13 protein-coding genes are annotated in these 15,200 nt (G+C 65.0%); 7 read left to right on the plus strand and 6 right to left on the minus strand.

Annotation, left to right across the window (positions count from 1 at the left end; genetic code table 11):
• Positions 1–62 precede the first annotated feature (62 nt).
• Complete coding sequence (locus J8I29_RS05095) at positions 63–1,484, plus strand: PLP-dependent aminotransferase family protein (protein WP_245196666.1); 1,422 nt, start codon at positions 63–65, stop codon at positions 1,482–1,484.
• Between the two features lie 11 nt (positions 1,485–1,495).
• On the opposite strand, the gene J8I29_RS05100 is transcribed toward J8I29_RS05095, so the two are convergent.
• On the minus strand, positions 1,496–1,900 hold the full coding sequence (locus tag J8I29_RS05100) for a GFA family protein (protein ID WP_181161165.1): 405 nt from the start codon (positions 1,898–1,900) through the stop codon (positions 1,496–1,498).
• Between the two features lie 196 nt (positions 1,901–2,096).
• Here J8I29_RS05100 and J8I29_RS05105 point away from each other — a divergent pair, with 196 nt between their 5' ends.
• From J8I29_RS05105 to J8I29_RS05115, 3 genes are read left to right on the plus strand one after another with little or no spacing between them, the layout of a single operon-like run.
• A complete protein-coding gene (locus J8I29_RS05105; protein ID WP_105862644.1) occupies positions 2,097–3,092 on the plus strand; it encodes an RluA family pseudouridine synthase in 996 nt (331 codons plus the stop codon).
• Positions 3,093–3,095: 3 nt separating this feature from the next.
• Positions 3,096–3,773 carry an HAD-IA family hydrolase gene (locus J8I29_RS05110; protein WP_105862645.1) on the plus strand — a complete coding sequence of 226 codons (678 nt, stop codon included), beginning with the start codon at positions 3,096–3,098 and terminating at the stop codon, positions 3,771–3,773.
• Entirely contained in the window at positions 3,770–4,555 is a 786-nt protein-coding gene (locus tag J8I29_RS05115; protein ID WP_209430832.1) for an ATP12 family protein, read from the plus strand. Before J8I29_RS05110 ends, J8I29_RS05115 begins: the two co-directional genes overlap by 4 nt.
• Before the next feature lie 91 nt (positions 4,556–4,646).
• Here the strand turns inward: J8I29_RS05115 and J8I29_RS05120 are convergent, their stop codons facing one another.
• The 5 genes from J8I29_RS05120 to J8I29_RS05140 form a co-directional block, all read right to left on the minus strand.
• Positions 4,647–5,924: a PLP-dependent aminotransferase family protein gene (locus tag J8I29_RS05120; protein ID WP_209430833.1), complete on the minus strand. Its 1,278-nt coding sequence runs from the start codon at positions 5,922–5,924 to the stop codon at positions 4,647–4,649.
• 89 nt (positions 5,925–6,013) lie between these two features.
• On the minus strand, positions 6,014–7,843 hold the full coding sequence (locus J8I29_RS05125) for a TRAP transporter large permease subunit (protein ID WP_209430834.1): 1,830 nt from the start codon (positions 7,841–7,843) through the stop codon (positions 6,014–6,016).
• A complete protein-coding gene (locus J8I29_RS05130; RefSeq protein WP_209430835.1) occupies positions 7,843–8,508 on the minus strand; it encodes a TRAP transporter small permease subunit in 666 nt (221 codons plus the stop codon). The genes J8I29_RS05125 and J8I29_RS05130 overlap by 1 nt, the downstream gene beginning before the upstream one ends.
• A 284-nt stretch (positions 8,509–8,792) precedes the next feature.
• Positions 8,793–9,929 (minus strand): TRAP transporter substrate-binding protein, encoded by a 1,137-nt coding sequence (locus tag J8I29_RS05135; RefSeq protein ID WP_209430941.1) that lies wholly within the window; start codon positions 9,927–9,929, stop codon positions 8,793–8,795.
• 302 nt (positions 9,930–10,231) lie between these two features.
• Positions 10,232–11,158 (minus strand): LysR family transcriptional regulator, encoded by a 927-nt coding sequence (locus tag J8I29_RS05140; RefSeq protein ID WP_209430836.1) that lies wholly within the window; start codon positions 11,156–11,158, stop codon positions 10,232–10,234.
• A 186-nt stretch (positions 11,159–11,344) separates the two neighbouring features.
• On the opposite strand from J8I29_RS05140, the gene J8I29_RS05145 reads away from it, so the two are divergent.
• From J8I29_RS05145 to J8I29_RS05155, 3 genes are all read left to right on the plus strand, one after another.
• The gene (locus tag J8I29_RS05145) at positions 11,345–12,082 is read left to right on the plus strand and encodes an N-acetyltransferase family protein (protein ID WP_348535981.1); all 738 of its coding nucleotides are present in this window, start codon (positions 11,345–11,347) and stop codon (positions 12,080–12,082) included.
• On the plus strand, positions 12,079–13,299 hold the full coding sequence (locus tag J8I29_RS05150) for an MFS transporter (RefSeq protein ID WP_209430837.1): 1,221 nt from the start codon (positions 12,079–12,081) through the stop codon (positions 13,297–13,299). The genes J8I29_RS05145 and J8I29_RS05150 overlap by 4 nt, the downstream gene beginning before the upstream one ends.
• 70 nt (positions 13,300–13,369) lie before the next feature.
• Positions 13,370–14,902, plus strand: a complete 1,533-nt coding sequence (locus J8I29_RS05155; RefSeq protein ID WP_209430838.1) for an acyl-CoA carboxylase subunit beta — start codon at positions 13,370–13,372, stop codon at positions 14,900–14,902.
• Positions 14,903–15,200 lie beyond the last annotated feature (298 nt).

A 15,200-nucleotide genomic window follows, 5' to 3' on the forward strand; every position in this document is an offset into this window, starting at 1 on the left:
CAGGGTGCGTCATTGCATTGGTCCGAGAAAGATCCAATTTGGCTAAAAGAATTCGAACCAATTTGTCCGACTGGTCCACCCTGATGCCCGTGTTGCCGGGCCGGGGCCCCCGCAGGCGCGAACTCTATGTCGCCATGCGTAGACTGATCGAGACAGGCCTGGCGCAACCGGGCGCCAAGCTGCCGACGACGCGCGATCTCGCCAAGCGGCTCGGCCTGTCGCGGGCCGCTGCCGTCGCCGCCTTCGAGATGCTTGTCGCCGACGGCTTCGTGGAGGCCCGCATCGGCGCGGGCACCTTCGTGGCGGCACAGGTGCCGGCAGTCTGGGAACGGCGCGCCGGCCCCTCCGGACAGAGGCCAGCCTCGCCGGCGCTGCCGTGCGAACTGGGCGTGGCCACCCTCGACGACAAGACCATGCGTGTCTTTCGCGGCTTGCTCTCGCGCAACCTCGCCCAGCCGGGGCCGGAGCATTTCCGCTATGGCGATCCGCGTGGCGGGAGCAAGTTGCGGGAGGCGATCACGGCCTATCTCCGGGCGGCCCGGGGCGTGCGTTGCGACGCCGAGCAGATCGTCGTCACCACCGGCACCATGCATGGCCTCGATCTTATCGTGCGTACCATTCTCAAGCCCGGCGATGCCGCCTGGATCGAGGATCCCTGCTATCCCCTGGCCAAGGCGACACTGGAGGCCGCGGGTGCCAGGCTGATCGGCGTACCCGTCGACGGGGAGGGGATCGACGCCGCCGGGGGCGAGAAGCGCGGGGCCGAGGCCCGCCTCGTCTATGTCACGCCATCCCATCAATTTCCGCTCGGCGTCGCCATGACCATGCGTCGGCGCCTGGCTCTGATCGATTGGGCCAAGCGCAACGATGCCTGGATCGTGGAGGACGACTACGACAGCGAATTTCGCTTCTCGGGTCCGCCGCTCACGGCCCTGCAGGGCATGGACGGGGCCGACCGGGTCGCCTATCTCGGTACATTCTCCAAGGTGCTGTTTCCGGGTATCCGCATCGGCTATGCGGTGCTGCCGGAGGCCCTGCTCGACAGGGTGCTGCGCCTGAGGACCTTGTCCGACAGGCAGCCGCCCACTCTGGTACACGGCGCCGTGGCCGATTTCCTCAACGATGGCCATTTCGCGGCCCATCTGCGCCGGGCGCGCCGGCGCGTGCAGGCCGCGCGGGACGGCTTCGTCGCCGCGCTCCGCCAGCATTGCGCAGGCGAGCTGGACTTTGCCGTGCCGGAGCACGGCCTCCATCTGGTAGCGAGGCTTGCGAATGCATCTGGCGATCGCGATCTGGTCCGCAGGCTGTTCGCTGAAGGCGTCGGGGCACGGGCCCTGTCGCCCATGTATCTGAGTGCGCCGGCCCGCCAGGGCCTCGTGCTCGGTTTTTCGGGATTCGGGGCGGTCGCTCTGGAGAGTGCCGCCGGGCGCATCGGCGATGTCCTGCGGGACTTCCTCAAAACCAGCGCGCCGGCACGCGCGTAGCGATCGGGTTCCTACCCCTCTTGCGGCAACCCATCCGCGATCTCGTAATAGTCGCCCTTTTGATCGACGCAGATATGCTTGACCAGCCTGAGGCCGGTTGGCTCGTCGAGCGTTCCCGCCGCAATGGATATGTGACTGCTGCCCTTGCCATCCCAAAAGATCTGGGCGCCGCATTTGGAGCAGAAACCGCGGCTCGCCGTCGGCGAAGAGCGGTACCAGCGCAGCTTTTTCGTCGAGGCGATGTCGAGATCGGCTGGGGCGCAGGCCGCATAGGCGCCGAAATGGCTATGCAGCCTTCGGCACAGAGTGCAGTGACAAGCCCAGACGTCGCGCACGGCGCCGCGGATCGTATAGCGCACCGAGCCGCACAGACAGCCCCCTGTGGCTCGTATCGGCCGCTCCTGGTCTGCGGACATCACCAATCTTCCTTCGCTATCGCTGCGGTTGCCTTTCCCCGAAAGGAGCCACGCCTTGCGTGAACCGCCTGGGGGCGCTGCAGGTTGGACGATCCATACCTCACCGGCAAGCAGTCGCCTTCGGCGATTTCCGGCAGACAGCGGCGCCGTGCTGCTTTATAGGGACGCAATCCCTCAATCGCGTGTCGGAACCTTGATGTCCTTTCTGGTCGAAACCCGTATCGTCACCGCCGATGAGGACGGCATGCGTCTCGACCGTTGGTTCAAGACGCATTTTCCGGACCTCGCTTTCGGCCATTTGCAGAAATTGCTGCGCTCCGGCCAGATTCGCGTCGACGGCGCGCGCGCCAAGACCAATGATCGCCTCAGCAAGGATCAGAACGTCAGGGTGCCGCCGCTGCCGCGTTCCGATCCGGCGATCACCAGCGTCAAGCGCTCGGCGCAGAGCCAGAAGGACGCCGATTTCATCCGTTCCCTGATCCTGCATGAGGACAGGGACGTGCTGGTAATCAACAAGCCGCACGGCCTGTCGGTCCAGGGCGGCTCCGGCACGGAGCGCCATGTCGACGGCATGCTCGCGGCCCTGGCCGGGCCGGATGGCGAGAAGCCCCGCCTGGTCCACCGCCTCGATCGCGACACGTCCGGCGTGCTGGTGCTGGCCAAGACCCGAAAGGCGGCCTCCGATCTCGGCGCCATCTTCCGCACCCGCTCGGCCCGCAAGATCTACTGGGCCTTGGTCAAGGGCGTGCCCGCTCCCAAGCAGGGCCGCATCTCGCTGTTCCTCTCCAAGCAACTTGGCATGGATGGCGAGAAGGTGCGGGTGATGAAGCATGGCGACGAGGAGGCCGTGCATTCCATCACCTATTATTCGCTGGTCGATCGCGCCGCCAATTCGGTGTCCTGGCTGTCGCTGAAACCGGTGACCGGCCGCACCCATCAGCTGCGCGCCCACACCGCCCATATCGGCCATCCCATCATCGGCGATCCGAAATATGGGGAAGCCATGGAGAACATTCCCGAGGAACTGCCCAAGAAGCTGCATCTCCATGCGCGCCGGATCACCCTGCCGCATCCGCGCGGCGGCACGCTCGACGTCACCGCGCCCTTGCCGCCGCATATGAAGCAGAGCTTCGAGATACTGGGCTTCGATGCCTCGGCCTATGATCCCATCGTCGACGCTCCGGAGGATTGAGGCGTGAAACTTGTCCTGTTCGACGTCGATGGCACGCTGCTCGACAGCCAGCATCTGATCCATGCCTGCCTGGTCGAGACCTTTAGAGGCATGGGACGCCCGCCGCTGCCGCGTGCGGAGATGCTGAGCATTGTCGGGCTCTCGCTGGTGCCGGCGATCCAGCGCCTGTTCGGCGACGATACCAGCGCCGACGACATCGACAAGGCTGCCGCCTTCTATCGCGACGCCTTCCTGGCCCGCGTCAACGATCCCGCCTTCGCGCCGCCACTGTTCCCGGGCGCGGCGGAAGCGGTGGCCGAATTGCGCCGGCGTGACGACGTGATCCTGGGCCTGGCGACGGGTAAATCGCGGCGCGGCGTAGACCGCATCCTCGAAAGCTTCGGCTGGGAAGGGCTGTTCGCCACCATCCAGACCGCAGATACCGCTCCCTCCAAGCCCGATCCTGGCATGATCGTGCAGGGTGCCGGCGAGGTAGGCCTGCGTCCCGAGGATGCCATCATGATTGGCGATACCAGCTTCGACATCCTGATGGGGCGCCGTGCCGGCGCACGCACCATCGGCGTTTCCTGGGGCAACCATCCGGTTTCCGAACTCACCGAGGCGGGAGCCGACCATATCATCGACGACTTCGCGCAGTTGCTGCCGCTGGTCGAAGCTTTCAAGGTGACCGAGCCGCAATGAGCGATCGTGATTTCTATGGCGACTGGTTCCGCGATGGCGCCACGCCCGATCCCATGCATGCCGCCCAGAAGGGCATGAAGCCCGAACTGCCCAAGCGCTTCTACAGTCAAGCGAGCGTGGTCGAGCAGGACGGGCAGCATGCCGTGGCGCTCGACGGCCGCGTGGCCCGTACGCCCGCCAAGGGTCTGCTGGCTTTCGCCAAGCCCGAAATGGCCGCGGCGGCCGCGGCGGAGTGGAACGGGCAAGGCAGCCATATCGATCCCTTCTCCATGCCGATCACCCGCATCGCCAACTCCGCCATCGACGGCGTGCGCACCTCACGGCAGGCCGTGATCGACGAAATCGCCAAATATGGCGGTTCGGATTTCCTCTGCTACCGGGCCGACCAGCCCGAGGAACTGGTTCGCCGCCAGGCCGAGGCCTGGGATCCGGTGCTGGCCTGGGCGGCCGAGCATCTGGGCGCCAGGCTCGCCGTGGTCAACGGCGTCCAGTACAAGCAGCAATCCCCGCAAGCCCTGGCCGCCATCGCCGAGGCCGTAGCCCGGCATGATGAGTTCGGGTTGGCCAGCCTTCATGCCGTCACAACGCTGACCGGTTCGGTCATCCTGGCGCTGGCGGTGGCGCAAGGCCATCTGGAGCCCGAAGCGGCCTGGGCCGCGGCTCATGTCGATGAAGACTATCAGGCCGAACTCTGGGGCCAGGACGAGGAGGCCCAGCAGCGCCGCGCCTGGCGCTGGCGCGAGATGGAAGCGGCCTCGCGCCTGCTGGCGTTGGGACGGTAAGCCTGGGACCGCCGGCATCCTGCCGGCCTCTTGGAACCGTCGCATTTTGGAGGAAAGACAGCCGGCAAGATGCCGGCGGTCCCAGGAAACCTCATCCCGCCATGCGCTTTTCGCACGCCGCCAGCAGGGTGCAGAGAGCCACGGCATCGGCGGCCAGCTTCACCTCGGCGAGGCTCGGATAGGTCGGCGCGATGCGCAGGGTCCGGTCCTCGGGGTCCTTGCCATAGGGATGGGTGGAGCCGGCCGGGGTGAGGGCCAGGCCCGCTGCCTTGGCGAGGGCCACCACACGCGAGCCCGTGCCTGCCATCACGTCCAGGATGATGAAATAGCCGCCGGCCGGCTTGGTCCAGCGCGCGAAGCCATGGCTGGCAAGGCGGCGTTCGAAGGCTTCCTCCACCGCCGCGAATTTCGGGGCGATCAGGGCGCGGTGCTTTTCCATATGGGCGTGGATGCCGTCGAGATCGCGCAGGAAGCGGACATGGCGCAATTGGTTGAGCTTGTCGGGACCGATGGTGCGCTTGCTCGCATTGTCGAGATACCAGCGCACATTCGCGGGCGAGGCGGCGATGAAAGCCAGGCCGGCACCGGCGATGGTGACCTTCGAGGTCGAGGCGAAGACAACAGGCCTGTCGGGATTGCCTGCCGCCGCGCAGGCCTCCAGGATATTGGCGAGATGCGGCCTGGTCTCGCCGAGATGGTGCAGCGCATAGGCGTTGTCCCACAGGATGCGGAAATCGGGCGCGCCCGTCTTCATGCGTGCGAGGCGTTCGACCACGGCATCCGAATAGGTCTCGCCGCTCGGATTGGAATACTGCGGCACGCACCAGATCGCCTTGACCTTCGGGTCGGCAGCCAGGCGCTCGACCTCGTCCATGTCGGGGCCTTCGCCGGTGAGCGGCACCGGGATGAGCTTGATGCCGAAGGACTCGCTCAGGGCGAAATGCCGGTCATAGCCCGGCACCGGGCAGAGGATGGCGATCTCCTCTTCCTTGCTCCAGGGCTTCGTCCCGCCAGGCACGCCGCGCAGCAGCGCATAGACATGGACGTCATGCATCAGCGCCAGGCTGGAATTGTTGCCGACGATGACCTGGGCAGCAGGGGCGCCGAGCACCGGGGCAAACAGGTTGCGTACCTCGGCCAGGCCCTGCAGCCCGCCATAGTTGCGGGTATCCTCGCCGGCTTCGCTGAGATGGTCGCGGTTGCCGGGCAGAGCGAGCATGCCTTCGGCGAGGTCGAGCTGCTCGGGCGCCGGTTTGCCGCGGGTCATGTCGAGTGAGAGCTTGCGGTCTTTCAAGGCCTCGTATTCGCGCGTCAGTTCGCCGTGGAGGGCGGCGAGGGCATCGGGGCGCAGTTCGGCCAGGCTCGACATGGCAATTTCCTGTTGGGGACGACGATGTACGTCGCACTACAGCGCAATGGCACCCGAGTCGAGCCTTTGCAGAGCGGGCCGGTGGCAAATCACCGGCCGTAAAGATATTGCGGCAGCCAAAGGGTGAGGCCGGGCCACAGATACATCAGCACCATGCACAGCACGACGATGGCCATGTAGGGCATCATGCCGGCGAAGATCTGGTTGATCGTCACATGCGGCGGCGCCACGCCCTTGAGATAGAAGGCCGACATCGCGACCGGCGGCGACAGGAAGGCCGCCTGCAGATTCACGAAGACGATGACGCCCCAGAGGATGGGATCGATCTCGAAATGCTTCAGCAGCGGCAGGAAGATCGGTACGAAGATGATGATGATCTCGGTCCATTCCAGCGGCCAGCCGAGCAGGAAGATGATCGCCTGCGACAGGATCATGAATTGCAGGGGTGTCAGGTCGAGCGACAGCACCCATTGCTCGATCAGCGCCTGCCCGCCGAGAATGGCGAAGACCGCCGAGAACACCGCCGAGCCGATGAAGAGCCAGCACACCATCGCCGTGGTCTTGGCAGTGAGAAAGACGGCTTCCTTCGTGCGCTTCCAGTCGAGCGTGCGGGCAGCCAGGGCCAGGGCGAAGGCTCCCGCCGCCCCCACGGCGGCCGATTCCGTGGCGGAGGTGATGCCGAACAGGATGACTGCCAGCACCAGGACGGTGAGGATGGCGAGCGGCAGGACCGAAGAGCTCAGGAGCTTGATGACTTCGAGCCGCTCCGGTCCCATGGCGCGATAATAGCGGGCCAGGATCACGGCGGCCACGGCGGCGATGATACCGAAGGTCACGAAGAAGGCCGTGGCTGGACCGGTCGGGCCTGCCACCGGCGCACCTCCCGCGTCCGGGCTTCCCAGTTGCTCGGGAGCGCCGAGCTGTTCGGGTGTCGAGCCAAGCTGTTCCGGAGCCGAGCCGAGCTGTTCCGGGCTTGAGCCGAGTTGCTCCAGCCCGGCGGCGGCATCCGGCTCGACGCCCGCCTGGCCGTGTATGACGACATACCACCACAACAGACCGAGGGTGCCGGCGACCAGGAGGAGAGGCACCAGCGTCGCGGCGAAGTTCCCGGCGATCTGCCGGTAGGTCAGGCGGCCGTTTGCGGTCTCCAGTTCGAGCGCGCGGCGGGGCGAGAACAGGGCCCGCAACAGCCCCGCCGGCATGTTCGGCGAATAGAGCGCCTGGAAACGCGGCATCCAGGCCGGGACCGGCACCCTGGTCTGTTCCGGCGGCAAGGCGGGGGCGATGCGCGGATTGAGCATGGCCCAGCCGATGATGTAGACGAGGTAGAGGAAGGCCAGGAAGAAGCCGGGAAACATCGCCGCGGCATAGAGCTTGACCACCGACTGGCCCGCGACGGCGGCATAGACGATGATCATCACCGAGGGCGGGATGAGGATGCCGAGCGTGCCCCCGGCGGTGATCACGCCGGAGGCAAGCTTCACGTCATAGCCGGCCCGCAGCATCGGATTGAGGGCGATCACTCCCATCAGCACCACGACGGCGCCGACCAGGCCGCTGGCGATGCCCCAGAAGGTGCAGACGATCAGCGTCGTCACCGCCAGCGCTGCCGGCAACCGTCGGAACGAGAGCTGGATGGAGTAGAACATCTTGTCGACCAGCGCGCCGCGTTCCATCACATAGCCCATCAGCACGAAGAGCGGGATGGAGATCAGGACATCGTTGGTCATGGCGCCGTAGCTGCGCTGGACCATCAGGTCGAAGATGCGGTTGTCCATCCAGTGCTGGGCCGGATCGTAATAAGCATAGAAGCCGAAGAAGATGCCGAGGCCCATCAGGGTGAAGGCCGTCGGAAAGCCCATCATGATCACCACTACGATGAGCCCGAGCATGAGAAGGCCGAGTGCAGGATCGCTCATCAGGACTGGTCTCCGCCCATGCCGCGCTGGCGGGCCGCTTCATCGATGCGCTGCACGCCGGCGATTGCCGCTTCGCGCACGCTGGCATCGATATATTGGCTGTGCTCGAGCTGCTCGCCCACCACATCGATTTCATTGACATCCTTGAGCCTTTCGGGCCAGCGCCCGGTCTTGAGGCAGAGGAGGCAGCGCGTGATCTCCGCCAGGCCCTGCAGCATGACCAGGGCGCCGGCGACCGGGATCACCGTCTTGAAATGATAGAGGGGCGGCCCGTCGGCCGTGATGCTGGAATGCTCGTTGATGCGCCAGGACGAGGCGGCGTAGTCGGTCCCCGCATAGACCAGGGCGGCGATACCGGGCAGGAAGAAGACGATGTAAAGCACGAGGTCGAAGCTGGCCTGGGTGCGCGGGCGCATCGAAGAATAGAGGAAATCGCCGCGGACATGCGCATTCTGGGCGAGCGCGTAGGCGCCGGCCAGCATGAACAGCGAGCCGTAGAGCATGTTGCTGGCATCGAAGATCCAGGCTGTCGGCTGGTTCAGGATGTAGCGCTTGAAGACTTCGGCGCACACCAGCAGCATGAGGGCGATGACCAGCCAGGCCGCTGCCTTGCCGACCCAGGTACTGATGGCGTCGATCCCGTAAAGTAAACGCTGAATGGTCATGCGGCTGCCCGGCGGGAAGAGGAAACGGAGTAGGAAGACCAGGGAGGCAGGGCGGCTACTTCGGCGAAGAAGGGCCGCGCCAATATCTGCCGTCCCGCGGGGGCGGCTCGGCGTCAGCGGAACAAGAATGGCCCGAGCTTTGCCATTGCCGGGCTCAACCCGGCAATCCAGCCCATATCGCCCGCTTGAAAGCAGGTGGGCCCTGGATGCCCGGATCAGGTCCGGGCATGACAAAATCGGCGCTTCAAATTCCGGAGCGCAACGCCAGCCGACCCGTCAAAGCCTCAGATCTTCTTGGCCGCGCCATTGGCGCCGAAGTAATGATCGAAGGCCATGCGCCTGTTAACCACCGTATCCTGTTCCCAGCGCGCGGCGCGTTTGGCGAAGGCGATCTGCGAGTCCAGGATCTCCTTGAATAGGGGATTGTCCGCTGCCTTCTTCTTCACCACCTCGTCATAGACTTCGAGCTGCTTCTTCAGGAGAGCCTCGGGAGTCTTGTAGAACTTGACGCCATTCTTCGACTGCAACTCGGCATAGTCCTGGGAATAGCGGTCGATGGCTTTCCACTGCATGTCCTGGGAGGCTGCCTCGGTGGCATTGGCGATGATGGCCTTCAGCTTGTCGGGCAGGGCGTCATATTTGGTCTTGTTGAACAGGATTTCGAACTGCTCGGCATTCTGATGGTAACTCTGCAACATGCACACCTTCGATACGTCGGCGAAGCCGAGTGCACGATCGGAGGAGGCATTGTTGAATTCGGCGGCGTCGAGCAGGCCGCGGTCCATCGCCGAGACGATCTCGCCGCCGGGCAGGGCATTCACGGCCGCCCCCATGCCGGAGAACACGTCGATGGAGATGCCGACGGTGCGGAATTTCAGTCCGCTGAGATCCTCCGGCTTGCCGATGGGCTTCTTGAACCAGCCGAGCGGTTGGGTCGGCATGGCGCCATAGGGCAGTGAGACGACATTGGCGCCGATCGAGGCATAGAGCTTTTCGAGCAGCTCCTTGCCGCCACCATATTTATGCCATGCCATCAGCATGTTGGCGTCCATGCCGAAAGCGGGACCTGAACCCCACAGAGCCAGGGCGGTCTGCTTGCCGTAATGGTAGACCATCACGCCATGCCCGCCGTCGAGCGTTCCCTTCGACACGGCGTCCAGCAGGCCGAAGGCGGGAACCACGGCGCCGGCCGGCAGCACCTCGATCTTGAGCTCGCCGCCGGTCATGTCATTGACCTTCTTGGCGTAGTCCTGGGCGAATTCGTGAAAGATGTCTTTGGCCGGCCAGGTGCTCTGCCAGCGCATGCTGGTGGGAGTCTGAGCCCGCGCGATCGACGGGGCCGCAATGGCTACGGCAGCGACGGCGGCGGCCTCGCCGAGGAATTTGCGGCGGGACGCCTGTCCTTCGCCGGTCGTCCGAATCTTGGTCATACAGTCCTCCCTGGATGCAGGCCCTCGAAAGATCCGGCTAGTCGGATGCGTTCATTGTTTTCGTTTTGAACGGCTCTCCATTCCGGATACACGCCGACGGATGGGCAGTCGGCGCCAAAGGCTTGATCAGACTATTGCACGTCGATTTGCCGTCGCCAACTGGAGCGCACGCCTCGATGGGAGGATGATGTCATGTCGAAGAACGCAATCTTGCTCCCGCGAAGCGCCAATTCCGGGAGGCTGGACATCGCCGCTACCTGGAAAGACGCTTTGGTGTGTCTGATTACAAATTGTTAATCTTCGCATGGGGTCCCGGACACTGCGGAAGCAGGCGGTGCGGCCGGCAGTTGGCGCAGGGCTTGTAGGATTTCCTTGAGCCCGCGATGCAGGGGCTTGTCGCGCCGGACGATGATGGCGAGCCTGCGCGACAGGGGCGGCGAGAGCGGCTGTACGGCGAGGGCTCCGGAAGCGGCGTCGCGGCGAACGGCGATGCCGGGCAAGATCGAACAGCCGAGCCCCGCCCTTACCAGTTCCTTGATCGCCTCCACGCTGCCGAGCGACATTACCGGACGCGGCGACAGGCCTGCTTGCGCAAACCAGTCGTCGGTGAGCCGCCGCGTATTGCCGCCGGGTTCGAACAGCAGCAGCGGCAAGTCGGCGAGAGCGGCGGGAGAAGCAGGGGCCGGCAGTCGGGTGTGCGGCGGCGCGATGACCATGAAGGGGTCCTCGAAGACCGGCTCGATCTCGAGCGAGCGGCTCGAAACAGGCATGGTGACCAAGGCGAGGTCGAGCCGGTTGTCCTCGACCGCGCGAGCGATCTCGCCGGTATTGCCGGTGGTGATGACGATCTCGAGCCGGGGATGGCGCTGCCGCAAGCTCTGGAGCAGGGCTGGCAGCAGGAAAATGCAGGCCGTCGCGCCGGTACCGATGCGCACCGTGCCCATCACACCCTCGCTCTGGCGGGCGACTGCTTCGAGTGCCTCCTGGACGGCCGCGTCGATGCGGGCGGCGTGACGCAGCAATTCCATTCCGGCTGCCGTCGGCCTTGCCTTGCGGCCGACGCGTTCGACCAGGGCCGTGCCGAGGCGCCTCTCCAGTTGGCGGACCTGCAGGCTGACCGCTGGTTGCGTCAGGTTCAGTCGATCGGCTGCCGCCGAGAAGCTGCCGAGTTCGACGACATCGGCGAATGCCTTGAGATGATCGAGGTTGAGGCGGTTCATATCACGGCCGTTCTCATGCCAAAGATTTCCTTATGCCTACCATGATTTTCCAAAGCTTCCTTTATCCAAGGGAAGGGCGATAATCCGGCTGGTTTTTACAAGGCGGAGAGAATGCGGGATGACAAGCCGCCTGCCGCTTCTGGCAGCATTCATGGCAACCGCCAGGGAAACCGGGCGCTACCTTGCTTGTCTCCCCGGTCGCGCCTTCACCAGTGGGCCGCCTGGCGCGAACTCGACGACAGGTTGCTGGCGGATGTCGGCCTCACCAGACTGGAAGCGCTGGCCGAACGGCCGATGGCGGGGAGAGGCGATCCTGTTATGAAGGACGGCAAGCAGGCGACGGCAATGACAGCGAATCGAATGGATCCAGCCGCCAATGCGGCAGCCATACGCGTGCGGGACGCCCGCGAGAAGGACATCGCGGCGGTGCAGCCTATCTACGCCCACCACGTGCTCGAAGGCCTGGCGAGCTTCGAGGAGGTGCCGCCGAGCCTGGAAGAGCTGGTTTCGCGCCGCCTCGGCGTCCTGGCCCAAGGGCTGCCTTATCTCGTGGCCGAGACGGAGGGGCGCGTGGTGGGCTATAGCTACGCCACGGCCTACCGGCCGCGCCCCGCCTATCGCTATACCGTCGAAGATTCCGTCTATGTCGCGCCGGATATGAGCGGGCGAGGCATTGGTCGCCTCCTGCTGGAGGAATTGATCGCCCGCTGCGAGGCCGGCCCCTGGCGCCAGATGCTGGCGGTGATCGGCAATAGTGGCAATGCCGGCTCGATCGCCTTGCATCGGCGGTTGGGCTTTTCCGAAGTGGGCGTGCTGACATCGGTCGGCTTCAAGCTCGGGCGCTGGGTCGATACCGTGCTGATGCAGCGTCCTCTCGGGATCGGGAACGACGGGCCGCCTCTCGATAGCGAGGCCGGGCGGTGATCGAGCGGCGTACCGTCCTTTGCCTCGGCCTTTTCCAGTTCGTGGCCTGGGGAGCGACCTATTACTTGGTCGGCGGCTTCGGCGAGAGGATGGCAGTCGAACTCGGCTGGTCGCGCGACATCGTCTATGGTGGCTTTGCCGTGGCTCTGCTGGTGATGGGCCTGGTCTCGCCGCTGTGCGGGCGGCTGATCGATCGCCATGGCGGTCGCGGCATGATGGCGTCCGGATCGGTGCTCGCCGCCTCGGGATGTGTGGGGCTGGCCGTCAGCCATTCCCTGCCTGTCTATTTCGCCGCCTGGCTGGTCCTGGGCGTCGCCATGCGGCTGACGCTCTATGATGCCGCTTTCGCCGCATTGGCCCGGGCGGGCGGGGCCGAGGCGCGGCGCGCGATGGCTCAGATCACATTGCCGGGCGGTCTTTCCTCCACGGCGTTCTGGCCGCTGGGAACGACGCTGGCCGACAGCCTCGGCTGGCGGGGGGCCGTGCTGGTCTATGCTGGCCTGATGCTGGCGACGGTACCGCTCGCTTTGGCATTGCCGGCCGTTCGGCGCCGTGAGAAGCCGGCGCCCGGTGCCGAGAGATCCGGGCCGAGGCCGGGCAGCACCGGTTCCGGCCTCCTTCTTGCCGGCGTGCTCTACGTCCTGATCACCACGATCCTGAATTTCCTGAACGCCGGCATGTCTTCCCACATGATTGCCATCCTGGCCGGGCTCGGCCTTGCCCAGGCCACGGCAGTCTGGGTCGCCACGCTGCGGGGCATCGGCCAGTCGGGCGCGCGACTCGCCGAGATCCTGTTCGGCACCCGCCTGCATCCGCTCGCGCTCAATCTGCTGGCCTGCTCCCTGCTGCCGCTTTCCTTTGCCGCAGGATTTGCCGGTGGCTACTCGCTCACGGCGGCCATGCTGTTCGCCCTCGGCTATGGTGCCGGCAACGGCCTGGCGACGATCACGCGCGGCACGGTTCCGCTCGTCCTGTTCGACCATCGCGCCTATGGTGCCATCACTGGCCGCCTTCTCGCCCCGAGCTTCATGGTTTCGGCCGGGGCGCCTGTCATCTATGCCCGCGTGATCGGCTGGTGGGGTCAGGAGGGGGCGCTTGCCCTCTCGCTGGCGCTGGCCGGCGTCACTCTGGCCGCCGCCCTCCTGCTCAAGCTGCGTTTTGCGCCGGCGAGCGCCGGTTCCTGTGGAATTTCCCAGGGGAAAGGCCGAGCACGGTGAAATCCGGGCGATATCGCTGTATGGAACAAGGCGCGGCAGGTTCCAACAAGAGCCGCGGGAAGCGCCCTTCATGAAGCATATCCTGGCCGAACTCGATACACGCCGCACCCAGGCCCTGCTGGGCGGTGGCGAAAAGCGCATTGCAGCACAGCATGCCAAGGGCAAACTCACCGCACGCGAACGCCTGGAATTGCTGCTCGATGCCGGCTCCTTCGAGGAATTCGATGCCTTCGTCGAGCATCGTGCCGTCGATTTCGGCATGGATCGCACCCATATCGCCGGTGACGGCGTCGTCACCGGCTGGGGCACGGTGAATGGCCGCAAGGTCTTCGTCTTCGCCAAGGACTTCACGGTGTTCGGCGGCTCGCTGTCGGAGACCCATGCCACCAAGATCAACAAGATCCAGGACATGGCGCTGAAGAACCGGGCGCCGATCATCGGCCTGTTCGATGCCGGCGGCGCCCGCATCCAGGAAGGCGTGGCGGCGCTCGGCGGCTATGGCGAGGTTTTCAGGCGCAACGTGCTGGCGTCTGGGGTGATCCCGCAGATATCGCTGATCATGGGACCCTGCGCCGGCGGCGATGTCTACTCGCCGGCCATGACCGACTTCATCTTCATGGTGAAGGACACCAGCTACATGTTCGTCACAGGCCCCGATGTTACCAAGACGGTCACCAACGAGACGGTGACGGCCGAGGAACTGGGTGGAGCCTCCGTCCACGCCGTGCGCTCCTCCGTGGCCGACGGCGCCTATGAGAACGATGTAGAAGCCCTGCTGCAGATGCGCCGGCTGATCGATTTCCTGCCGGCCAACAATTGCGAGGGGCCGCCGGAGATTCCGTCTTTCGACGATATCGAGCGGCTGGAGCCCTCACTCGATACGCTGGTGCCGGACAACCCCAACAAGCCCTACGATATGAAGGAACTCGTCACCAAGCTGGCGGACGAGGGAGACTTCTTCGAGATCCAGGCGACGTTCGCACGCAACATCATCACGGGCTTCGCGCGTCTTGCAGGACGGACCGTCGGCATCGTCGCCAACCAGCCGATGGTGCTGGCCGGCGTGCTCGATTCCGATGCCAGCCGCAAGGGCGCGCGCTTCGTGCGCTTTTGTAATGCCTTCGAGATCCCGATCGTCACCCTGGTCGACGTTCCCGGCTTCCTGCCCGGCACGGCGCAGGAGTATGGTGGGCTGATCAAGCACGGTGCCAAGCTGCTGTTCGCCTATTCGCAGGCTACCGTGCCGCTGGTGACCGTGATCACCCGCAAGGCCTATGGCGGCGCCTATGACGTGATGGCCTCCAAGCATGTCGGGGCAGATGTCAATTATGCCTGGCCGACGGCACAGATCGCGGTGATGGGGGCCAAGGGCGCCGTCGAGATCATCTTCCGCCAGGACATGGATGACCCGGAGAAGATCGCCAAGCACGTCAAGGGCTATGAGGACCGCTTCCTCTCGCCCTTCATCGCCGCCGAGCGCGGCTATATCGACGAAGTCATCCAGCCTTCGCAGACGCGCAAGCGCGTGGCACGGGCCCTGGCCATGCTGCGCAACAAGCATGTCGAGGCTCCGCGCAAGAAGCATGACAACATCCCGCTATAGTGAGATGGCCAGGCCGGTTATTTTGCCTGCCGTAGGGGAAAATAACAAAACATGGTGAATCCCGCCGATAGCGCTTCCTGCCGGTCAGCCGCACCTCGCAGGGCAGGCTTGCGGCAGCGGCATGGCTGAACCCTGAAAAGGGTTTGATATCAGGGAGATATCGGGTGTAACGGATCGTCCTCTTGATATTCGGCTCTATCGTCGAGCCCGTGACGGCCGCCAAGCCCAAAGCTGCGAATGATCGGATTTCGGCCCGACATTGCCACAGGATTGTGGCGAAGCGCACATTCTTTGGCCA

The organism is Labrys sp. LIt4 (assembly GCF_017813775.1).
Taxonomy (GTDB): Bacteria; Pseudomonadota; Alphaproteobacteria; order Rhizobiales; family Labraceae; genus Labrys; species Labrys okinawensis_A.